The organism is Longimonas sp. (genome assembly GCF_046498435.1).
Taxonomy (GTDB): Bacteria; Bacteroidota; Rhodothermia; order Rhodothermales; family Salinibacteraceae; genus Longimonas.
On the sequence record NZ_JAWOAR010000246.1, the window covers coordinates 1 to 21,827 of the forward strand.

16 protein-coding genes and 1 pseudogene are annotated in these 21,827 nt (G+C 61.7%); 6 read left to right on the forward strand and 11 right to left on the reverse strand.

The features are described 5' to 3' along the window. Positions 1–209: 209 nt before the first annotated feature. Both R6U20_RS09360 and R6U20_RS09365 read left to right on the forward strand, forming a co-directional pair. A pseudogene (locus R6U20_RS09360) lies at positions 210–497 on the forward strand (flavodoxin family protein); the annotation flags it as partial. A gap of 160 nt (positions 498–657) precedes the next feature. Next, entirely contained in the window at positions 658–3,162 is a 2,505-nt protein-coding gene (locus R6U20_RS09365; protein ID WP_410337592.1) for a cation:proton antiporter, read from the forward strand. A 29-nt stretch (positions 3,163–3,191) separates the two neighbouring features. On the opposite strand, the gene R6U20_RS09370 is transcribed toward R6U20_RS09365, so the two are convergent. Beyond that, positions 3,192–4,049 carry a purine-nucleoside phosphorylase gene (locus R6U20_RS09370; RefSeq protein WP_410337593.1) on the reverse strand — a complete coding sequence of 286 codons (858 nt, stop codon included), beginning with the start codon at positions 4,047–4,049 and terminating at the stop codon, positions 3,192–3,194. A gap of 189 nt (positions 4,050–4,238) precedes the next feature. Between R6U20_RS09370 and R6U20_RS09375 the strand changes: the two genes are divergently transcribed. Beyond that, the gene (locus tag R6U20_RS09375; protein WP_410337594.1) at positions 4,239–5,027 is read left to right on the forward strand and encodes a DUF547 domain-containing protein; all 789 of its coding nucleotides are present in this window, start codon (positions 4,239–4,241) and stop codon (positions 5,025–5,027) included. A 10-nt stretch (positions 5,028–5,037) separates the two neighbouring features. Here R6U20_RS09375 and R6U20_RS09380 read toward each other — a convergent pair whose 3' ends face one another. The 5 genes from R6U20_RS09380 to R6U20_RS09400 form a co-directional block, all read right to left on the reverse strand. Next, the gene (locus R6U20_RS09380) at positions 5,038–6,138 is read right to left on the reverse strand and encodes a phosphotransferase (protein WP_410337595.1); all 1,101 of its coding nucleotides are present in this window, start codon (positions 6,136–6,138) and stop codon (positions 5,038–5,040) included. Further along, positions 6,135–6,941 carry a 5'-methylthioadenosine phosphorylase gene (locus R6U20_RS09385; RefSeq protein ID WP_410337596.1) on the reverse strand — a complete coding sequence of 269 codons (807 nt, stop codon included), beginning with the start codon at positions 6,939–6,941 and terminating at the stop codon, positions 6,135–6,137. Before R6U20_RS09385 ends, R6U20_RS09380 begins: the two co-directional genes overlap by 4 nt. 323 nt (positions 6,942–7,264) lie before the next feature. Then, positions 7,265–10,360: a TonB-dependent receptor domain-containing protein gene (locus tag R6U20_RS09390; protein ID WP_410337597.1), complete on the reverse strand. Its 3,096-nt coding sequence runs from the start codon at positions 10,358–10,360 to the stop codon at positions 7,265–7,267. 106 nt (positions 10,361–10,466) lie between these two features. Next, on the reverse strand, positions 10,467–11,171 hold the full coding sequence (locus R6U20_RS09395) for a DUF2064 domain-containing protein (protein WP_410337598.1): 705 nt from the start codon (positions 11,169–11,171) through the stop codon (positions 10,467–10,469). A 220-nt stretch (positions 11,172–11,391) separates the two neighbouring features. Further along, positions 11,392–11,598, reverse strand: coding sequence for a hypothetical protein (locus R6U20_RS09400; protein WP_410337599.1), 207 nt, complete (start codon positions 11,596–11,598; stop codon positions 11,392–11,394). Positions 11,599–11,855: 257 nt separating this feature from the next. Between R6U20_RS09400 and R6U20_RS09405 the strand changes: the two genes are divergently transcribed. The 3 genes from R6U20_RS09405 (at position 11,856) to R6U20_RS09415 (ending at position 14,716) form a co-directional block, all read left to right on the forward strand. Beyond that, on the forward strand, positions 11,856–12,161 hold the full coding sequence (locus tag R6U20_RS09405; RefSeq protein WP_410337600.1) for a hypothetical protein: 306 nt from the start codon (positions 11,856–11,858) through the stop codon (positions 12,159–12,161). Between the two features lie 564 nt (positions 12,162–12,725). Continuing rightward, on the forward strand, positions 12,726–13,295 hold the full coding sequence (locus R6U20_RS09410; protein WP_410337601.1) for a hypothetical protein: 570 nt from the start codon (positions 12,726–12,728) through the stop codon (positions 13,293–13,295). Positions 13,296–13,906: 611 nt separating this feature from the next. Continuing rightward, a complete protein-coding gene (locus R6U20_RS09415) occupies positions 13,907–14,716 on the forward strand; it encodes a D-Ala-D-Ala carboxypeptidase family metallohydrolase (protein WP_410337602.1) in 810 nt (269 codons plus the stop codon). Positions 14,717–14,725: 9 nt separating this feature from the next. Here R6U20_RS09415 and R6U20_RS09420 read toward each other — a convergent pair whose 3' ends face one another. The 5 genes from R6U20_RS09420 to R6U20_RS09440 form a co-directional block, all read right to left on the reverse strand. After that, positions 14,726–15,223: a YiiD C-terminal domain-containing protein gene (locus R6U20_RS09420; protein WP_410337603.1), complete on the reverse strand. Its 498-nt coding sequence runs from the start codon at positions 15,221–15,223 to the stop codon at positions 14,726–14,728. A 65-nt stretch (positions 15,224–15,288) separates the two neighbouring features. Further along, a complete protein-coding gene (locus R6U20_RS09425; RefSeq protein ID WP_410337604.1) occupies positions 15,289–15,573 on the reverse strand; it encodes a hypothetical protein in 285 nt (94 codons plus the stop codon). A gap of 101 nt (positions 15,574–15,674) precedes the next feature. Then, positions 15,675–16,253, reverse strand: a complete 579-nt coding sequence (locus R6U20_RS09430) for a Uma2 family endonuclease (protein ID WP_410337605.1) — start codon at positions 16,251–16,253, stop codon at positions 15,675–15,677. A gap of 468 nt (positions 16,254–16,721) precedes the next feature. Continuing rightward, positions 16,722–18,458 carry an acyl-CoA dehydrogenase family protein gene (locus R6U20_RS09435; RefSeq protein ID WP_410337606.1) on the reverse strand — a complete coding sequence of 579 codons (1,737 nt, stop codon included), beginning with the start codon at positions 18,456–18,458 and terminating at the stop codon, positions 16,722–16,724. A gap of 261 nt (positions 18,459–18,719) precedes the next feature. Further along, complete coding sequence (locus R6U20_RS09440; protein ID WP_410337607.1) at positions 18,720–21,179, reverse strand: S49 family peptidase; 2,460 nt, start codon at positions 21,177–21,179, stop codon at positions 18,720–18,722. Positions 21,180–21,827 lie beyond the last annotated feature (648 nt).

A 21,827-nucleotide genomic window follows, 5' to 3' on the forward strand; every position in this document is an offset into this window, starting at 1 on the left:
GGGCCTCGGCCCGGTCGCCGAAGACCGGGAACCGGACCAGGAGAGCATCGATTTCCCGGGCGGAGCGGGCGTAGTCACCCCGTTTCCCGGCCAGGTAACCCCGGGCGAAGAGGGCGTTGTCAAGGAGGCTGGAGAGGTTGTCGGGGTCGCGCTCGATGATCCGGTTCAGCATCTGGGCGGCCCCGTCACTCATCCCCCCTTCCAGGGGCATTCTGTATGCGCTTCAGCATCTGGGATACGTTATTCCGCCCCAGGCCGATGCGGGTTGGATTGGCGAAGCCGGACCCGGACTCAGCTACGGCGACAAGCGCGACAATGGCACCCACGCAGGCGAGGACAACGACTTCACGCAGCGCAACACTACGTTCATGACGTGGAATCTGATGCACATGGCGCATATGATCGACCAGGCTGGGGGCATTCCGGCGCACGGCAATCAGCGCTCCGAATGGGCAGCCGGCTGCCGCTTCGACCACCCCAACCCCGAGCATCGGTAAACTGACTGGTACATCTGCGCCCGATCTTCACGGCACGAGCGGCGTATTGCATCTGCGAACGGCCCGCCGAATGCCTATTATGCTTGTGCAGCATCTGCTTTGCGGCGGGTGCTGCTTTTTTGCTTGAGACCAACGGCGTCTTTGGGCGCCTCCGACACGTATGATCGCGCTTCCCATTTCGAACCCGGTGCTCATCTTTGCCACGGTGATGCTCATCGTGCTGCTGGCTCCCATGCTGTTTCGGCGCCTGGGGGTGCCAGGACTGGTCGGGCTCATCGTGGCCGGGGCCGTTGTCGGGCCCAATGCCATCGGACTGCTCGAACGCGGCGACACGTTCGAACTGCTGGGCACGGTGGGCCTGCTGTATCTCATGTTCACGGCCGGGCTGTCGATGGACCTAAACCAGTTTGCGCAGCAGAAAGGGCGCAGTTTCGTGTTTGGGTTCATCTCGTTCCTGATGCCGCAGCTCCTGGCGCTGGGCACGGGCCACTACCTCATGGGATGGGACCTGATGACATCGCTCCTTGTCGGCGCCGTCGTGGGGTCGCATACGCTGCTGGCGTACCCGATTGCCGAGCGCCTGGGCATCACCAAAAACCCGTCCGTCACCATGACGATGGGCGGCACCATGGTGACCGATCTGGTGTCGCTGCTCATCTTGGCAATTGTGTCGGCGCTGGTATCGGGCGAGAGCGGGCTGTTCTTCTGGATCCAGTTCGTGGTGCTCGTGAGTGGGTACGGCGTCGTCATCTTCTTTGCATTGCCGCGCCTGGGACGCGCTTTCTTCCAGGGCTCTGACCGGCAGGCTGACATGGAGTTTGTCTTCTTGCTTGCCGTGGTGTTTGTGGCTGCCTATGCTGCTGAACTGGTCTATCTGGCTCCTATCATTGGTGCGTTCATGACCGGCATTGCGCTGAACCGCCTGGTGCCCGAGCGCAGCGCACTCATGCTCCGCATCAAGTTTGTGGGAGATGCGCTGTTCATCCCGTTCTTCCTCATCTCGGTGGGCATGCTGGTAGATGCATCGGTGCTGGTGCAGGGCCTGGAGGTCTGGCTGCTGGCCGGACTGCTCACGGCCATGGTGTGGGGCGGCAAGTTCATCGCCGCACAAGCGGTGCAGTGGATCTACCGCTATTCCAGCACCGAGCGCTGGGTGATCTTTGGCCTCTCTACGCCGCAGGCTGCCGCCACGCTCGCCGTTACGCTTATTGGATTCGAAATGGGGCTTTTTAGTGAGGCCCTGGTCAACGCTGTCATTCTGCTGATTCTGGCGACAAGCATTCTGGGGCCGTCACTCGTCGAAAAATACGGACGCGAACTGGCGCTTCAAGCCGAACGCGCCGCCTACAACCCCACCGATGTGCCGCAGCGCATCATGGTGCCGCTGGCCAACCCCGAATCCGCGAACGACCTGATGGATGTGGCCGTGCTGCTGCGCGCCGACGTTTCTGAAGAAGCTATCTACCCCACTACGGTCGTCCGCGACGGCCCCAACGTAGAGAGCGATGTGGCACATGGCGAGTCGATTCTTAGCAAGGCAGTGCTGCACGCTGCGGCCTCTGAGGTACCTGTGATTCCCAGCACGCGCATCGACTACAACGTGGTCAATGGCATGGTGCGGGCCATTAAAGAAGATCGCATCTCGACGGTCGTCATTGGATGGCACGGGCAGAGCACCGCGCGTGAGTATATCTTTGGTAGTGTGCTCGATCAGCTGCTGGAGCGCACCCGTCAAATGATTATCGTGAGCCGCTTTGCGCATCCCATGAACACGCACACCCGCATGGTGCTGGCGGTGCCGCCGTATGCTGACCGCGAATCGGGATTTGCAGATGCCATGCGCGCGCTCAAGGTGCTGTGCAATCAGGCAGGCCTCGACCTGGTCCTGGTTGCTGCCGAAGCCTCCATAGAGCCGCTGTCCCGGCGGATCGACGCCACCAAACCCTCGGTGCCGTGGACCACCCAGCCCATGGAGCAGTGGGGGCATCTCATTCGCACGCTCGACGACCTGGTGGAGCCGAACGACCTGCTGGTGCTCATGAACGAGCGCGAGGGGTCGATTGCCTGGCGCCCCGGCCTCGACCGGCTGCCCGGCGTCATCGCCCAGCGCTTCGACGACCACACATTCCTAACCGTGTACATGTCTGAGGGGCGGTTTGCCCCCGGTCCCAGCAGCCTCCCCGACCGCATCGACTCCGGCGTGCTCTACGAGGCGCTACGCCCCGAGTGCGTGGTCATGGGTCTACCCGACGCCGACACCGACGACATGCTCCGCCACGTCATGCGCTGTGCTCTTGGCGATCATCCCGACGTCATCGAAGCCGTGCTGCCTCGACTGCTAAGCGCCGAAGGCTACGCGCCCGAACTACGCCCAGGCGTGGCGCTCTACGCCGCCCACACACAGCATGTGGAGCAGTCATCGCTCCTCGTCGGCATCAGCGCCGACGGCGTGCGCCCGAAGTACACCAGCGGCCCGGTCCACGTGGTGCTGGTGCTGCTGGTGCCGCGCACCGTACCTACCGATCGGTATCTGCAACACCTGGCAGCGGCCGCCGAGCTTATTCAGACGAATGAAGCTGTCGATTCTCTTCGCACCGCCGAAACCGCAAAAACAGCTCGCAAACGGCTGTTGGAGGAAGCAATTACGGTGTCTTCCGGAGCATAGCGATCACTGCCGAGGAGCAGTTCAGCGCGCTACGCTCCGATGCGCTGCACCAACTGCCCAAAGAGCGCCCGCACTTGCGGACGCGCTTCGTTGGCGGCGGCGACGATAGCATCGAGCGTGGCGGGCTCCAGCGCGTCGGGCAGGCACATATCGGTCACAACGGAGACCGCCAGGCAGCGCACGCCCATGTGGTGCGCGGCAATCACCTCGGGCACGGTGCTCATGCCTACCAGGTCGGCTCCGTCGTCGCGCATTTTGCGGTACTCGGCTCGCGTCTCCAGCATCGGCCCCGGCACGGCCAGGTACACCCCCCGGTGCAGTTCCACCCCTTGCTCCAGCGCCACCTCCCGCGCCCGAGCACACAACTCCAGATCGTACGGCGCACTCATATCCGGAAAGCGCGGGCCCCACGCCTCCACATTCGGCCCCATGAGCGGATTGGTGCCCTGCTCGTTGATGTGATCGGTAATCAGCACCACATCGCTCGTGGCGTACTGCGGATTCAACCCGCCCGCGGCATTAGAAAGCAGGAGCGTCTGCACCCCGAGTTCGCCCAGCACGCGCACCGGAAAGGCCACCTCGTGCGCCGTGTAGCCCTCGTACAGATGCATCCGCCCGTTCATGGCCAGCACGGGCGTCGCATCCAGCCCCCCCATGAGCAGTTCGCCCTCGTGCATCGACGTGGTGGCTGCCGGAAAGCCCGGGATGTCGGCATACGGAAGGCGCACCTCCACCTCAATGTCGTCGTGCAGCGCGCCCAGTCCGGTGCCCAGCACCAGCGCCACCGGCGGCACCGGCGTCGTGCCCAGTGCGTTGCGCACAAACGTGGCCGCCTCACTGACGGCGTCGCGATAGGCGGTCATGTCGGGAATGTGGGGATGGGGCATCGTGATATTGGCACAGATGAGCAGACCAAGAAGACGCGAAACTGTACCGCACGCCGCTGTAACAGATCCAGCGGTTGCCCGTCATAGCATATACTGCCTGCGCATCTCCTGATATGTTCTCTGGACAGGTTCATTGGGAGATGCGAATTGCCTGCATCGTTGACAGATGCCTTCTCATCCCCCCTGCTTATGCGCTCTTTGCACGTCCGCTGTTGGACGCCGGTGCTCCTGCTCCTTGCGCTATTCGTGAGCATCCCCGCCACCGCACAGCCCGCCGACCACAGCGCGTTCACCGATGTGCTTAACACCTACGTGGACGCCGAGCATCGCGTCGATTACGCGCAGCTCCGTGCCGACCGCGCCACCACGCTCGACCCGTACCTGGAGCAGCTCGCCACTGCCGATCTGGAGTCGCTCTCTCGCGATGCGCGCCTTGCATTCTGGATGAACGCCTACAACGCACTGACCATCGCGCTCATTCTGGAGCACGACTCCATCGACACCATCTGGGCCATCACACCCGGCGACACGCCCGAGACCACGGAGGAGAGTCCGTTCGAACTGCCCGTAGGCACCGTGGCCGATACCATGCGCACGCTCGACGAGATTGAGCACGGCATCATCCGCGAGCGCTTCGACGAGCCGCGCATCCACTTTGCGCTGGTCTGCGCCGCCGCAAGCTGTCCGCCCCTGCGCCGCGAAGCCTACACGGGCGATGCCCTCGATGCGCAGTTGGAGGACCAGACCCGGGCCTTCCTGCACAACCCGGCCCTCAACCAGATCCCCGCCACCAAGGACACCTTGCGCCTCTCTCGCCTGTTCGACTGGTACCAGGCGGACTTTGGGCCGGATGCCGAAGCCGTGCAGCAGTACATCGCGCCGTACATAGACGACCCCGAGGTGCAAGAAGCTCTGCGCAACGGCACCTACACCGTTGACTATATGCCGTACGACTGGGCGCTGAACGCGCAGCGGTAGGCCAGGCTACTCACCTCGCCAACAGAGCAAACGTATCCACCTCCTCGGGCGTGCGAAGGTGGCGGGCGGCTTCGGCGACGGCGCGTTGCATGACGGGATGCGTGGGGGCGAGTCCGTCGTACAGGTAGCCGTCTTGAAACGCGCCGGTGGTGCGCGCCAGAATCTCGCATCCCATGTGTAGCGCGGCAGTGCGGCACACTTCGGGACCGCAGAACGCCTCTACCGCTTCGGGACGCTCGGCCCGCACGGTCTCGCGGTACCGAGCCAGAAACTGCCGGAAGCAGGCCTGAGCCCCGTGTTCGGCGATATGCGACGGCGCGCGGTGCGCGAGCATCCAGCAGTGGGCCGCAATATGCCCGAGGTCTTGCGCCGGATGTCCGTAGTGCGCCAGCTCCCAGTCGATGAGACGCACCTCCATCGCATCCTCAGACCCTGTATCCACCAGTACCGAACGCGGCCACAGATCGCCCATGATCATGCAGCGCCCCGGCTCCTGAAAGCGCTCCCCCAATGCCGTAGCGCGGCGGCCCAGCGCCTCGGCATCTTCGATGTCGGCGGCCTCCAGAAACGCGCCGACCCGGCTGTACTGCACGTCGTGGCGCGTGGCTTGCATCGCTGGGTTTGCTATCTGCTCGGCAAGGGTGGCATCGCCGTAAGTGCGCGTGTGCAAGTGCCCGATGAAGCGTGCCAGCCCCGCCCCAGCGTCAGCTGCTTTGCTGGTGGGAGGCGCACCATGCAGCCAGGTGCCCAGATCGGACAGGTCGCCCAGGTCCTCCATCACCAGAAGTGGGGCCTCGGCATCCCACCCAAGCCGCTTCGGCGGGCGACACGCGGGCGTGGCTAACTCGGCAAGTGGTGCGCCGGGTGCAAACAGGGCAAGGCATCGTGCCGACACGTGCAGCCGCTCCGGGTCAAGCGGCACCTCGGGCGCACTGGCGATGTGCGGCGGTGCGTACTTGGCAATGACCGACGCAGGCTGGCCGGGCACACGCCACACTTTGTTCAGGTTGCCGCCAGGCATGCGCATGGGCGCCCCCGTTGCGGTAAATGTGGGATACGCAGCCTCAACGCGCTCCGTGACGGTGTTTTCGGATACGAGGGAAGCAATCATGCGTCCGTGTCGTCGTTGAATCGAAAGATGCGATTTCCAAACGGCACTGGCTGGCCCTCGTGCAGAAAGCGCCGTACGACCTGCTCCTGCTCGGCGCGCGATCGGTCGAGCGTGTCGGCGAGGGCAGCGCGATCCTCGGGCGGGTCGTGGTCGGGAAGCGAGTACTTGTGTCCCACCACAAGCGCGGCACACGGAATCTCCAGTTCATTGGCCAGCACCACCTCGGGCGCCAGCGTCATGGAGTTGACCTGTGCGCCCAGCCGGGGCCACATCCGGTTTTCGGCAGCGGTTTTGCCGCGCGGACCGCCCACATAGGCAAAGACGACCTCCGCATCAGCAATTGGAGCATCTACGGTATGCGCCAGCGAACGAAGCTGCGTGTTGAGGGCCGAGGCAAAGAGTCCGTCGTCGAGCACCAGGTGGCCGTGGTCGGCAGTGGGTTCCTCGAACATGGTGCAGGTGGAGCCGTCGGGGAGGCGGTTGTCGGGCATAATCAGGTCGCGCACCAGCAGCGGCGTGTACAGCGGCACGTCGGCGTCCAACACGCCCACAGAGCTTGTCACGAGCAGCGCGCCGCAGCCGACCTCGCGCAGCGCCGCGGCTTGCGCCCGGTAGTTGATCTGGTTGGGCAGGAGCCGGTGCGGTACGTCGTGCCGAAACAGCACGTAGGCAGGACGCTCCGCATCTGCCACCCGATGCAGGGGTTGCGTGCCCCACGGCGTATCCACCTCAACGCGGGTCAGGTCGAGCGATCCGGTGAGGGTGTGGAAGGCGCTTCCTAAAATGGCGGCTACGGCGGACATAAGGGCGTTGGGGGGATGGTGACGGTTCAAAATGCACTGATCAATGGGGGTACCTGTGACGCAGGAGCGTCCTGCTTATCCGTCCAACGGGGGACCGTTGGACGCAGGGGATGCAGAGGAATGGGCGGATGGGCAGAACGCTAACGCTCCACATCCTGTCATTCTGAGGAGCGAAGCGAGGGCCGTAGGTCATGCCTGTTGTACGAAGAATCTCCCCCACTGCGAGCCCAACAGGTGCAAGAAGGAGATTTTTCGACTCCGCTTCGCTCCGCTCAAAATGACAACCCTGTAGGTGGCAACTTGAGTTACTTAACTGAATCCGACTAAAACGCGTACCGCAATCCAAATTGGAATTGGCGCGGCGGGCCGGCGTTGCGCTGCACAAACCGGCGCGAGCTTGACGGGCCGGTCTGGATCTGGTTGCTCTGCGTGGCATTGTTGGCAAAGCCACTCAGGTTTTCGGCGTTCAGCACGTTGAAGATGTCGGCGCGCGCAATGAGGCGGCCCTTGCCCACCGGCAGCGCATACTGCACGCTCAAGTCGAAGGTCGTGGACCACGGCAGACGATCGCTGTTGCGCGATTCGCCTGGATAGCGGTCGCTGTTGCCCAGGTACGCCTCCGAAAATGCGCGCCCATCGCCGTTCAGGTCGGTGGTGCCAAAGACCTCGGCGCTCGGTACGCGGTTGATGGGCTGCCCGCTCTGCAAGAGACTCGCCAGCGTAAGGCGCAATCGATCCGCCGGAAAGTACGACAGCACGCTGCTAATGACGTGCGTGCGGTCATTCACCGAGGGGCCCCACTCGTCCTCAAAGTCGTTCGCATCCTCGGCCCGAAAGTTGATGTCGTCGGTGTTGTTGCGCAGCCGCGAGAGCGTGTACGAGAGCCGGTATGCAAAATCGTCTTGGCCGCGCTCCTTCACCAGGTTCACGTTGGCGGCCCAGTAGCGCGCCTCGCCTGCGGTTTCGGTCATCACAATCTGGCGCGCTACGCCCTCCTTAAACTGCGGGTTGCCGTCGGCGTCGGTGCGGATATTGCCCGCCGCATCCCGCTCGAAAATATCGGTCGGACGCGTCTGGTCGGCTTCAAATTGCGTGCGCACCAGGTCCGACGGGTCGCGGTTTGGGTCGGACTGTGCGGCTTTGACCTCCTCCGGGTCAATCGAGAACGGGTCGGGCGCATTCAGGTCGCGGAGTCGAAACTGGTTCAGCGAGCGCGTGTGAATCAGATCCACGTAGAACAGCGTGTTCGCGTCCACCTCGCGCTGCACGCCCACCGAAAACTGATGCGTGAGCGGGTTGTCGTATCCATTTGGATTCAGGATGCGTAGCTCGTTGCTGAAGATGGAGGCGCGTTCGTCGGCCAGTTCGTCGGGCGTGGGTCCGTCCAGGAACGGCACGGCACCCGGGTTGGGCGCGTTGGCCGTCAGATTGCCACGGTTTGTGACGCGGTCGATGTTGGTGTCCTCGGGCAAGCGGCCCTGTTCGATCAGCGATTGGAGTTGGTTGCGGAAGCCGGGGGCGGTGGAGCTAAACTGAAGCGCATCGCTGTAGACGGAGTACACGATCTTGTCGTAGAACATGCCGTATCCGCCCCGGAGTGCGGTGCGTGCGCCCAGCGAATAGTTCAGACTCAGACGCGGCGCAATGTTCGTGAAGTCGCCCGCGTCCGCGCCGCCCTTCGAGAGGCTGTCGTAATCCCAGCGCAGCCCGGCCGTCACATTCAGATCCGACAGCGGCGAAAACTGGTCTTCGAGGTAGGCGCCAATGAGCACCTGATCGGTGCCGAACGTGGCGGGACGCGTCTCCACGCCGTAGTTGAGCACCTCGACTGCACCGGGAAGCTCGCTTAGCGCTTCGGGTTGCAGGTCTTGCCCGGGCTGCTGATTGCGAAGGGCATCGACCTGGGCACCCGACAGCCGCACCGTGTAGTTGCCCTTCGGATTGCCGCCACCCGCGAGCGAGAAGTCGGCGCGTAGCACATCGACGCCTGCAAGCAGATCATGCCCTGATCCGCTGTAGCGCACCTTCTGCTGAAGCTGCACGGTGCGCTCGGTCTCGTCGAAGCGGAAGCCGGGGTGCCCCAAGATGCCCAGCGTGGTGCTGCCATCGGGCGCGAGCATGGTGACCTGCGGCGCATCCGGATTTTCGGGGCGGGCAAAGTCCCAATTGAATCCGCTATACTGCAGGTTGGATTCGTAGAGCCACCGGTCGCCTGTGTAGGTATTTGCAAGCGCCACGTGCCAGCCATCGCGGACCTGCGTATCGGCAGCCGAGGCAAAGCGCACCCCGCCCGTAAGCCCGCCGCCCTGCCGGTCGATGCGCACGCGCTGCCCGTTGGCCCGCAGCGTAGAGCGCCACCGCTCCGACCACCGATGGTCAATGCGCGCCGAGAGATACGACAGATGGTTCTGCCCATCGACCGTCTCGTTCACGTTGAGCGAGGGCACGTTCAGCAGGTTGTCCTTAAAATCGGTGGTGTGCTCGGCGTTGACGAAGAAGAACGTCTGGTTGCGCACAATGGGCCCGCCCACCGAGATGCCGCCCTGCTGGCGCGAGAAGCCGTTCTTGACGGCGTTGCCCGACAGGTCGCGCTGCGCAAAGGGGGAACTGGCATCCAATGGCGGACCCGGACGCGTCAGGTAGAAGGCTTCGCCCGTGTAGTCGTTGCTGCCGGATTTGGTGGTCACGTTGAAGATGCCGTTGCCGGTGCGCCCGAACTCGGCGGAGTAGGTGCTCGACAGCACCGTAATGTCTTTGATCATGCCCGTGGGCAGCTCAAACTTGGGCCCGCCCAGGAAATTCTCGTTGTTGTCCATGCCATCAATCAGGTAGTTGGCGAACAGGCCGTTCGCCCCGTTGATGCTCACAACAGGCGCCTCCGTGAAAAAACCGGTGGCAGGCGTTACGTTGGGCAGGCGCTTGAGCACCTGTGTAAAGTTGCGCCCCTCAACGGGCGTGTTCTCGATGGTTTCAGGGGCAAGCGACGACGACACCTCGGCATTGACGCGGTTCACGGATGCCACGTTGTTGCGATCTGATACAACGACCTCGTCGAGTTCATACTCGGCCAGCGGCACCATCAGCAGGGTGATGCTGCGCGTGTGGTCGGCCCGCAGCCGGATGCCGGTGACGCCTGCTTCGTAGTAGGTGTCGGTTTCGGGCGCTCGCACGTCGTAGCGACCCGAGGTGGAAAGGCCCGCAAGCCGTGCGCGTCCGGCGTCGTTGGTGGTACGTTCGGAGGTGAATCCGGTATCATCGTTCGAGATGCGGACCGTAACGCCCGAGACGGGAGCCCCGGTGTCGGCATGCAGCGCGCGGATTTCGAGTCCGGTTTGCGCCAGGGCGGGAACGCTGCGTATCCCCCCAAAACAACACAGGAAAATAAGGCAGCAGGTGGTAGCAAGGGTACGGTTGGGCATGGGGATACGAAGGAGGGTGCAAGATACAAAACGGAGCGGCATCGGAGATGGCCCCTGCCACGACGGGCGTCAGGTACCCGGCGGTGAGGGGGCGGTGCACTGTGCATTACGCATGCGCAGCGCGTGTCACGGGCGGTCCGCGTGAGGGCGTGGTGACGCGGAGATCCGTTTGTATCGAGCGAGACAGAGAGGAGGGGCACGGAGCGGTCCACCCCAGCACGAAGCGCAGCCGGTGGGCAAGTGGACGAGCAGCGGTGGTGGGTTGAAGCAGCGCCACAAGATCGCGCACGGTGTTCACGTCGCACCGGAGCGTGAGGCAGGCGGCGGGGCCGTGGGCATCGCGTAGGTAATCACGCAGCGTTGCCCCGAGCTGCGGCGACTTCCACGGCAGATCGGCAAATGCTTGCGCGTTGAAGTGCGATCGGTGCAGCCCAATCAGGTAGGTGCCGCCGCCGGGTGTGGGTCCGATGACCGGCTGCCCGGTGCCGAGACGTGTACTTACGGCGTTCCAGTTGACCTCGTGCAGGGTGGGGCAGTCGCCGCCTACGGCAATGACGCGGTCGTATCCGGCGGCAAAGGCATCGGCAAAAGCGTTCGCCAGGCGTGCGCCAAAGGTATTGCCGCGCTGCTTGGACCCGTCGACCTCGATGACCGGATAGCCGCTCTGGCGCACGGTCTGCACGGTGTGCGTGTGCAGCGTGCGGGCAACCTGCGTGCTTGTGGCATAGTCGCCCGGCACAAATTGCTTGTTCGACCACTCCCGTGCGGGGCGGTGGCTAAACAGCAGAATGGCGGTTGAGGACGAAGACACAGGCGGGGCGGTGGGTGGACAGAACGAGGGCAGCCAACAGCATACAAAGGCACACGCGTTCTGTACACTGCGCAGCGATATCGTTACAGGCGCATACAGTTACAGCTCCCACACGCCCCCCCACACGCCAAAAAGCCGACGCGTCCGCAGCGGGACGCATCGGCTTTTGCAGGGGCGTTGCGTAGCAAGAGATGCCAGTCACGACGCTATGGCGGTGCGGTTAGGCTACGGCTTCGCGTTTGGCTTCGGGGATGGGCGCAAGCTCAAACCGTACGCTTTGGTCGCCAGGATACGGCTTATGATGATCGTGTTGATTGGTCCAGATCTCTTCGGGGATGCCCTCGGAGAAGGCTTCGCACGTTTTGTTGTCGGCGGTGCGATTCAGGTGTGCGCAGGCGGTGCATTGGGACTGAATTTCGTTTGTCATAAAACTCACCTCGTGGCAAAGCAAATAGATGAAAGCGCTCTGTTCTGTAAAGAACTGCGGTAGAAACAGCATCCCGGCGCGGGAGATCCGCGACAAACGCGATTTAGAGGCGGTCTAAATCATCTACAGCTCCCCAGACCACGCAGCGGGAAGGCTGCAATTTACGTCGAACTTCACGCCGGTACGTTGGCGATTTGACCCTCTATCGTTAAATTAGACGTCGTCTAAATAAGCCAGTAATCCTTGTTTTTGCGCCTATGTCAACATTAGACGCCTTCGTAAAAGCCGCTCCCGAAGGATTCCAGCCTTGCTCGCAGCCCGGCACTGCCTCGTACAAGTACTTTGTTGAGGGCAAAGGCTGTGTGCTTGGCGTCTTGTTCGAGACGTCTACGCACATCTGTTTTGAATGGCTCATGGAAGACGGCACACCGGTAGCCTACCCTGCATCGATCCGCTACAAAGCCTGGCCGCGCCACGAGTTTAGGAGTTGGCTGGCTATGGGCGTGTGGGAGGTAACGAGCCACGGTCCGTGCGAGCAGGACCCGGAGCGCCCCTATGCATGAGCCTGAATGCGCCCCCGATCTCTCACTTCTTCCCCCTCCAGAAAGCATCTCTGCCAGCGCACCGCCCCTATCCCTCATCGGGATGCGCAGTCCCTACTGTCGTGTCAACGGTCAATGTGTGGGTTACAACATGCCCCGTTTACATGCTGTCATCTTGAGCGGAGCGGCTCCGCCAAGGAGACGCGGAGTCCTGACACGAGCGAAGCGACTGATGAACGCAGTGAATAAAGATCTCCCCCAAGGTTGGCAGGGCCGTTCAATCGCCTAGAGCCCCGCTGAGCGTCGAGGAGATGGTTCGGCGTGCTCCGGGCTGGGCCCGTCGCGTGCTCACCATGACAGGCTTCGTGGGAGAATGATTTCAGGGTAACCATCAAAATGAAGGTTGACACGGCACTTACATAGCCACAAAGAGGAGTTAGCCGCCTCTCATCCCTCCTTGATTTATTCATCTCATCGCGCTATCCTACACCAGTTCATTCTTTTCATACCATCCTCTAACGTGCTATGAATATCTTGCGCTACACATGCTCACATCGATACCTGACACGCACGCTTCATATCGGTGTGTTTCTGTTGCTAACGGGACTGCTGTTCGCCGGTACCGGCTGCTCCTCGACAGAGAGCATCACCACCGAGTATAATGCCGAAGAGGACCGCACTCACTTTGAGACGGACCCGATCCGCATCACGCGTGGCGGAAGCGGGCTGGGATCGTCGGGAGAGCAGATTATTTATGTGAAGAGCACCGCCAACTGCGACGGCGAAGCCTGCACGCCCGACCAGGTACGCATTCTGCTTTCCAGCGGCACCCGCAATGTAAGCTGGCTCGAATACGATGACGTGACCATCAATGCCGACAACTGGAGCCGCACCTGGGGCAACGTATCAACACGCGAAGATCCTGAACTGATTGGGATTGGCGAATTCATGCGACTCACGCTTCCCCTCGATGAGTTTCGCACACTGCTGCAAAGCCGAGGGATGTCGATCGAAATTGGCGGGATGAGCATCGATCTGTCGTTCGACCAGATGCAACGCTTCCGCGATATGATGATCGCCATGGATCCTGAGCGGTACGATCAGCCAGACGATGTCTTGAACGACGATGCCGCAGAAGAGGATGACTTTGTGTAGACCGATGCAGGGCGTCTCACAGATGCTCTGCTACTGAACCGCTAAACGCAAAAGAGATGGTTCAACGCCCAACTCCCACGAAGCCTGTCATGGTGAGCGCAGTCCCGCCCCCTGTGGCTCCGACCGCTGTCGGTATCCGCTCAAGATGACAGCGTGCGGGAGGAGTACATTTCTACCCCAACACGCATGGTCATCCCGGCCAATGCGACAGCCATCGGGATTGGCCGGGATGACTGTAAAGTGAGAGACCATACTTCACCCCATAAACCATCTGTGACACAGCACTACATGCATGCCGTTCGCTTCTAAAATTAGGGCCCCCAATGTACTGTTGAATGCACGAACAAGCCTGCCTTTGTGCTATCCCACCGGCCACGCGTACGGAACCGTATGGGCCCCTGTGTGGTGGGCAGTGAAAACTCCTTTTCCTTCATTTATCTGTCCGCAATACGGTGCATCAGACGCGTTCCATTTGTATCCTTTTTGTCGGGATTGTCTGGGTGTTTGGGGGCGTATTTCCCCTCGCTGCTTCCCCCTCGATTGTACAGACCACTGACTCGGACCCCCCCTTCACGGTCCGCTTCGGCGATTATACCATCAGCGCCTCCATCATGGCCGTGACTGTTATGCCCGGCGAGACGGTACCCGTTTCGGTTGAAGGAGACGAGGCCTCTTCCTCCTACCGAATTGAGGCGCCTGCCGACACCACCACATGGAGCCCCGACGCTGCGCCATGGTCGTTCACTGCGCCCGAAACCCCGGGGCTGCATCCCCTTGTTGTGCAAAACGAAGACGATGCCTCCATTCAGCTTCAAGTGTTTGTGCTGGAGCCGTGGGACCACGACGGTACGCACCTCGATGGATACCGCATCGGGCGCTACGAATCGGAGCCGCGCCGTGGACTGGAGACGTATGAGCGGCCTGAGGGCTTCATTCGGGTCACCGAAGAAACACGCACAGCACAGGTGGCCCCCAACTTCCGCCTGGAGCAGTTTCTGTGCAAACAGACCGATGCCCTTCCGCAGTTTGTACTGCTTCACACCCACCTGTTGCAGCTTCTGGAGGATGTGCTCGCCACCGTACGCGAGCAGGGCCACGACATCCCGACGCTGTACATCATGAGCGGATTTCGCACCCCGCATTACAACCGCTCCATTGGCAACACCAGCACCTACAGCCGCCACCTATATGGCGATGCAGCCGATATTTTTGTGGATGCCACTGGCAATGGTCGCATGGACGACCTGACCGACACCGGACGCGTCACCGAGGCCGATGCCGAACTCCTGGCTGATATCGTGGACACGGTAAAAGCCGACAACGGGGAGGCATACGTGGGTGGCCTCGGCGTATACGGCCCGGCTCCGCACCGGGGCCCATTTGTGCATGTGGATCTGCGGGGCCACCGCGTTCGCTGGTAAAGCGGCTTCCTATATGGGCAGATCCAGTCGCTCAGCTGGCAGCCATGCCCACTGTGCAGTGGCCTGCACCACCGTCGTGTCGTCCATCACAAGATCTACCGGCACATCTACCCGTCCAATGGGGCGCTTCTGCAGACGTGCACGCGTCTCTTCATCCAGCGTAACGGTAGCTGTAATGGATGCAGAAGCCGGGCGCTGGAAGTCCACCTTCAGCGTGCGCACCACGGGCACACTCTCGTCCGAAATGTTCAGCGCCACCACCAGCCCCGACGCCGTCTCCGCAAGCAATGCCAGCGCCGCCGCGTGGATGGTGCCGATGTGATTCGCCACGCGCCGCTCGGCCTCCAACTGCACCGTTACCTCTTCTTGTGTGTACGTGTGGATGCGCAGCCCGGCGGTATCCACAAACGGAATCGCATCGCCAATGGCCTGCGTGAGACCCTCGGGACGCAGGTCGTCGGGACACGGCGCAAAGCGACGGGCAATGGCGGGAAAGGGGTTAGCCATAGCAGAAAACAAGCAGTAAAACAGGACAAAGAAAAACGGGTAACAAAAACGGATACCCCCCCAAGCTACGCACGCTCTCGGCGATGCGTTTGGGATCGGGTCGAGGAGGAAGACGAATCTGACTCGTCACGTTGGTCCAAGTCGAGTTCAGGAGACGCCTCTGTGAATGGGCCTTGCTCCGGCACATCCTCATGCACTTCTTCGGCGTCGTGATCGGCCTCCGCATGCAGGTACGCAATACGCTCCATCGCCTTATCGATGCGCTGCTGCGTCGTCTCAATCTCGTTGCGGTGCGCGTGGTAATAGTACGCTGCAGCGCCTCCGCCTCCCACCAACAAACCGAGGAGCACCAGGAAGAGCGCCAGCGGAAGCCCATTGCGCGGCGCTCGTGCGTCGGTGGCTTGTTGCCGTATGCGTGCGCTTCTTGCTACACCGCGAACGTTCTGCCTCTCTAAAAGAGATCTCCCACATCGACCTCGAATCCATTGACAACGGTAGAGGCTATCGCCCCCGCCTCCACCACACGCGCATGCTGCGTGAACCCAGCGTCGGTGTTTACGTGCACCTCCACCGCCTGCGACTCCGGGTCGAGCGTCCAGTACTCGCGCACGCCGTGCCGCTCGTACAGCCGCTTTTTGATGCCGACATCCCGATGTGCGGTAGACGGCGACAGAATCTCTACTATCAGATCGGGCGCACCTTGCACACGCTGTTCGCCGATGATTGCGCGTCGCTCATTCGCCACGAAGATAAGATCCGGCTGCACGGTGGTGTCCTCCGACAGCGACACATCCATCGGCGCAGTCACGACCTCACCGCTTCCGTGCTCGTCTACGTGACGAAACATAGCTGCCGACAGGCGAAGCGAAACTTGCTGATGCTGAAACGTGGGCGAAGGAGTCATGACAAGTTCACCGGCGATCAGTTCGTAGGGCGCACTTTCCGGCAACTCGGCATCGTCGGCGTACGTGTAGCGCTCCTTCTTGGGAGGCGCGGGCGTGGCTACGTCGGAGGGCTGCGGAGGCGACATGGCAATTCGGAGCCGGTGAGTCCAGTTTGAACAGTGTTCATACGTGAGCCGGGGCGCAAATGTCCGCGCGCAGGATCGCCTCGGCCCACAATGCACCAGACCGGAGGCAGGAGTGCTTCCGGTCTGGTGTAATACCAAATCCGCATGCTTCGTTGGTGTATGCAGGTATGGGTAGTGGGCAAACGCTAAGTGATAGCATCCACGCGGGTTTTTTTTCCACGGTCTGTTCTCTATTGTCATGCTGACCGAAGTGAAGCATCTCAGGTCACACGGTCGGAGGGCTGGCCTCGGAGCGCCTGCGATGGGAACTCCGGCGGAAGATGTGATGCCGAGCGTGCAAGATCGACGTTGAGATCCGTCCCCCCTCCATCTCCACACGAGGCCGACTGACGAAGTAAATTCGGTGCCCTGTAGAGAAGCGATGCCGCTATGCTGCAACGGATTTGTATCCAACGTGCCCCGAACGCATCAGAGGGCCGCTTTTTGCGATCCGGTATCAACGGTCGCTTCGTTTTGAAAGAGCGACTGCCGGTTGAAGTCTTTTGCCAGCATGTAACCGTCGTAGTGGGCGCGGCGGGCAATGTGGTTGATGCCTTTTGCCGTAAAGTACTCGGCTACAGCAATGGGGCGGCGCCCTTCGTCTTGAATCGCCCACTGCGCATGGCGGATGAGCAGTGCGGCTTCCAGTGCATGCGCAATCGTATACGCAAAGCGTCGGGCCCCTGCCTCCAGGGCTTTCTCGCCGCGGTTTTCCATCGTATCGGCCAGCCACTGCACGGCAGCTTTGAACGCGTCTTGCGCCTGCTTCATGGCGTGCTGAAGCGCAGGCGTTTCCAACGCTTCCGCGCAGCGCTTGATCTCGTGGTGCACGGCCTCCAGACGTCCATCGCGGCGTAGCGTACGCAGCGCGATGAGCGACATCACGTTGGTGGTGCCCTCCCACAGCGGCAGCGCAAACGTATCCCGCAGAAGTGTGGGGATGCCCGTTTCTTCGACGTATCCCGACCCGCCAAAGGCTTCGATGACCTCGGTGCTTACCTCAACGGCCTGGCGCCCCGTGATGAGCTTTACCATCGGCGAGAGCGCTCGTAACAAGTGCCGCTCTTCGTTACTCAGCGCGTCGTTCTCTTCCTTGCCAATGAGCTCCACAAACCGGAACGTGAGGTGGAACGCGCCCTCGAACGTGGCCTGCACATCGGCAAGGGTGTCGTAGTGCAGTGGCTTTTCAATGATGGGCGTGCCAAAGGCTTTGCGCTTGCGGGCATAGTCGCGCGCCAGCGCCAGGCCCCGCCGCATGCTGCTCACAGCAATGAGCGCGTTCCACATGCGCGCGCGGTCCACCATGGGCGTAAGGTGCCGGGTGCCGTTTTGAAGTTCAGTGATTGGATGTGCCACCGCGCCGTTGAGCGTAACTTCCGAGACAGGTAGCTTCTTCGCACCCATACTGTCCTTAAGACGGTTCACCCGAATGCCATCAGCAGGAGACGCGTCATGATTGTCGCGAATCGGCAGGTAGAAGAGCGAGAGTGCGGTCTGTCCGCTTTTATTATTGGATTCCGGGCGAGCCAGCACAATCGCCATGTTAGCTGCCGTGGAGGAGGTAAACCACTTATGTCCGTACAAGCGCCATTCGCCGTCTTCGTAGCGCGCCTCGGTATCCACCTTGCTCAAGTCGGTGCCGCCAGACTGTTCGGTGCGCCACTGTCCGCTTGTCCAGAACGTGTCGGGATCGCGGCTCATCAGATGCGGCACCACCTCGTCAATGAGCACCTCGTTGCCGGAGCGCAATAGCGTGGCAATGGAGCCGTCGGTCGTAGCCAACAGGAAGCCCATCATATCAGAGGCCGGAAGCGTAAGGTACGCCAGGGCGCCCTGATGTACACGACTCAGCGGCCCGTTTTTACGCTCGTACGCGGTAGCAATCACCCCATGCTCGGCAACCATCGGCAGTACGCGTTTCCACACGTCCGTGAGCTCAATGTGGTCAATGCGATCACCCGTCGGATCCCACTGCACCAGCCGGGGCGTGTTGGGGCGGTCTTGGAGCTGCAGGTCGTACAGCTCACCGCCGGTTTCTGCCCCCAACGCCCGAAGGTCCGGCTTGATTGCCGCGTACATCTCAGGTGGACACGTGCGCTTCAGGTAGCTACGCAGCACGCGGTCGGTATCGAATTGATTGCCAAGGTCCGCCAGTTTGCGTGACATAGTGGGTACTAACATCCATGAAGGAAATACAAGAGGCCCGCTGCGTGTGTCGGCCATAACCTACATACAGCGCATCACTGCACGTAATGCAAATCTAATTCCAGTGATGCACGGCTCTGTGGGGGAAACTACCACCTGCCGTGTAAGCGTCTATCTGTAAACGAACCAGCTGTAAACGAACCAGACGATATAACTGCGCAGGCTTCCTTCAAGAGCCGTTCAACAGCTGTTCAATGGAGCAGGCCGCTCCCCATCTCTCCACTAAGGACGCGGTGCAGGGGCCCAACCGGGCGGCAATATCACTAACGGATGCGGCTGGTGCGTAGCCATGGTGCGCACGAAGTCGCGGACCGGGTCGTACGTCTCGGGGGCACGGTCGCGGTCGGATACGAGGGCGCGAATCGGAGCCGGAACCAGGGTCTCAAACCCGAAGAACCCGCTGATGGCGTTCACCTCTTGCACCTGCACCCAGTCACGATCCAGCTCAGCAGCGGTGCGCGCGGCCTCGATGGCCGCCGGCAGCCCGCCGATGGTATCGACCAGACCGCGCTCCTGTGCAGCGGTCCCAGTCCACACGCGCCCCTCGGCAACCTCGCGCACAGCGTCTTGGTCCAGCGAGCGGCCCTCGGCCACGCGGGCAATAAAGTCGTCATAGAGGGCTTCGATCTGCGCTTCAGCACGCTCCCGTTCGGCTTCAGTCAGATCGCGGGTGGGCAACTCTACGCCCAACAGCGGCACGGCGTATCCGGTGGTCAGGTCGGCCCGGTCGCCGCGCTGCACCACATCGTAGTCGAACCCGGCGCGGTCGCTGAAGCCATCGTCGTAGATCCAGCCGGCTACAACACCAATTGAGCCGGTAAGCGTGGTGGGAGATGCGACAATCTCGTCGCCGTACATCGACACCCAGTATCCGCCCGAACCCGCCACCTGGCCTTGACTGATGATGACGGGCTTGTCTTCCGATGCTTCGCGCAACGCCTCGGCCACAAGATCAGCCGCCAGCGGGTCACCGCCTGGCGAATCCACCCGGAAGACGATAGCGGCCACATCGTCGCGGTCGGCCGTGTCACGAATGGTCTTGGCCAGTTCCCGGGCTTGCATCCCGCCGTCGATAGATGTACCGCCAATGCCGTACACCAGCGCAATGGTAGGCGGCGCGCTCCACGCATCAGAAGCCGTGTGCAGTTCGTTGAGCGCATCTACCGAGAGCGCCGAGGTAGAGCTGCCCACATGCGTGTCGAGCAGATCGTCGAGATTACTCCAGCGCCCAGTGCCATCAATGAGTCCAGCGGACTCGGCGTCGTCGGCCCAGAGCAGGGTTTGATCGTTGACGATAGAATCAAACGTGGCGGTATCAAGACCGCGAGACGCCGTCACGTCGGTACGCACGGTTTCGTAGAAGGCGTCGATGTAGGCTTGCCGCTGCTCGCGTTCGGCCTCCGAAAAGTCGGTGCGGTCGAGCGCTTCGAGCGCGGACTTGTGCGAGAAGAGGCGCCAGTCATCCACCGCAATGCCAACTTTGTCGAGCGTGCCCGCCAGGAACGTCTGGCTGGAGGCGTAGCCGTCAAGCGTGAGGCGGCCCACTGGATCCATAATCACATGGTCGGCCACGCTGGCAATGTGGTAGGTATTCATGCCGGCGTTCTCGACGTACACAAGCACGGTGGTGCCCGCCGCCTGCGCTTCCTGCAGCGCCTGACGCAGTTCCCACGCCAGCGCGGGTTGAATGCGCAGCCCCGACAGATTCAGCGCCAGCGTCTGCACACGGTCTGAAGCGCCCGCTCGCTCGATGGTGCGCAGCGCCTCGTACAGCCGCCGCACACCCTCTTGCGTCCACGCTTCTACCTGACTCTGCTGATACCCGAGCGTACCACCCAACTCCAGCGCTACGTGCTTGCCGCCACGCTGCACCGCCTCGCTGATGGCACTCGGCTGCGCCCCACCCAGGCGCACGCCGTAGGTGCTGGAGGCGTACGCTTGCGACGGATTAAACCGCGCCTGACTCTGCACACCCGCCCGGTCCAGGTTTACGCGAAGTCCGAGGCTAAAAGCTTCGCTCTCAAAGTAGCGGCCTACCGCCTCCACGCCAGGCGCCACTTGGAAGGCTCCGCCCACGCTCCAGGGCGCATCACCCAGCGCATCCCCCGAAAACACGGCCATGTCGCCAAATACCGTAAGCCGTGGCGTGCCCAGCGGACGAATGCCCAGCGCGCCCACCCATTCGCGGTCGTCGGTCTCCAGCCCAATGTTGTACGTGAGGCCCACCGACAGGTAGCGGTTTGGACGCGCAATGGCACCGGTGGTGAGACGGTTGACGCGTCCGAAGGCCCGCTTGTCGCCTGCAAAGCCCTGATACGCAATGCCGGTGGCAAAGCGCTTGGTGCCGCCCGCCAGCCCAACGTGGTAGCCCGTGCTCCGGAATCCATTACGCTCAACACGCAAGACCCCGCTGCTAAGCCCACCCAGCGACGAGAACGCCCCAATGTCACTTACACCACCATGGTCGCGCCCGTCGGTCGACCATTGCAGTTGGAGCGCATTGGGCTCAAGCGCAGGCAAGGCCGGATTCGCAAATCCGCTCAACCCCTCACCCACGGCAGAGGGTGGTGCCGAAAGAAGATCATATTGCGAGTAATACGACGCCATGCGCTGTGCGTGCACCGAAGCGGAGAGAAGTACACAGCACAGGCCCATGGCAACCAGCGAAACGAGTTGGCGCATAGCAGTAGAAACGAAAGAGATTAAAGGGAGATACGAAGGCCACCATCAAGGTGAAGAGGCGATGCCAAGACGAAGCATTATGCCCCATCCAGCATACGGTCTTTATACGTCTCAGATCATCTCGGTGTTACAGGATATTGCCAGCGCGCAGGATGTGCTTATACCCCCCCACGCTGTATGTATATGAATGCTACCCTACCTCCTCTCCCAAATATCCAACCGCCTACATGGTGCACCTTCTTCGCTGGAGCCCGCTCCTGCTCGCCCCGATCACCTAACACCGCCGCTGGTGTACTGTAGGATTGTGAGATTAGCCGCCGTACGCTACGACAACTTTTGTCGGTAGCTGTTAGATTGAGAGAAATAACCTGGAGGGAGCCTTTCAGCGAGAGTCCCCTCCACCATGGTACATGACAGAAAAATTGCGAGCCTTCATATTAGTCCCGGGCATCAGCGCCTTCCTCGATCAGAGGCGCCGATCACAACCGTTTCAACTGGACTGCTGCATGACCAAGATCCCGGATTTAAACTCGGGTCTGCGCGCCTTTCGCCGGGATTTGGCCTTAAAGTACGCTTATTCTTGCCGACCTCCATCTCGCAGACCATGCAGAGCCGTTCGACCTCCGGATTCAGCGAGCACAGGCCGTT

Excerpts from the sequence above, each read along its gene's own strand:
- R6U20_RS09365 (WP_410337592.1), top strand. The coding sequence starts at position 658 with ATGATCGCGCTTCCCATTTCGAACCCGGTGCTCATCTTTGCCACGGTG.
- R6U20_RS09375 (WP_410337594.1), top strand. The coding sequence starts at position 4,239 with ATGCGCTCTTTGCACGTCCGCTGTTGGACGCCGGTGCTCCTGCTCCTT.
- R6U20_RS09420 (WP_410337603.1), bottom strand. The coding sequence starts at position 15,223 with ATGGCTAACCCCTTTCCCGCCATTGCCCGTCGCTTTGCGCCGTGTCCC.
- R6U20_RS09385 (WP_410337596.1), bottom strand. The coding sequence starts at position 6,941 with ATGTCCGCCGTAGCCGCCATTTTAGGAAGCGCCTTCCACACCCTCACC.
- R6U20_RS09415 (WP_410337602.1), top strand. The coding sequence starts at position 13,907 with ATGGCCGTGACTGTTATGCCCGGCGAGACGGTACCCGTTTCGGTTGAA.
- R6U20_RS09400 (WP_410337599.1), bottom strand. The coding sequence starts at position 11,598 with ATGACAAACGAAATTCAGTCCCAATGCACCGCCTGCGCACACCTGAAT.
- R6U20_RS09435 (WP_410337606.1), bottom strand. The coding sequence starts at position 18,458 with ATGTCACGCAAACTGGCGGACCTTGGCAATCAATTCGATACCGACCGC.
- R6U20_RS09370 (WP_410337593.1), bottom strand. The coding sequence starts at position 4,049 with ATGCCCCATCCCCACATTCCCGACATGACCGCCTATCGCGACGCCGTC.
- R6U20_RS09430 (WP_410337605.1), bottom strand. The coding sequence starts at position 16,253 with ATGTCGCCTCCGCAGCCCTCCGACGTAGCCACGCCCGCGCCTCCCAAG.
- R6U20_RS09380 (WP_410337595.1), bottom strand. The coding sequence starts at position 6,138 with ATGATTGCTTCCCTCGTATCCGAAAACACCGTCACGGAGCGCGTTGAG.
- R6U20_RS09390 (WP_410337597.1), bottom strand. The coding sequence starts at position 10,360 with ATGCCCAACCGTACCCTTGCTACCACCTGCTGCCTTATTTTCCTGTGT.
- R6U20_RS09440 (WP_410337607.1), bottom strand. The coding sequence starts at position 21,179 with ATGCGCCAACTCGTTTCGCTGGTTGCCATGGGCCTGTGCTGTGTACTT.
- R6U20_RS09405 (WP_410337600.1), top strand. The coding sequence starts at position 11,856 with ATGTCAACATTAGACGCCTTCGTAAAAGCCGCTCCCGAAGGATTCCAG.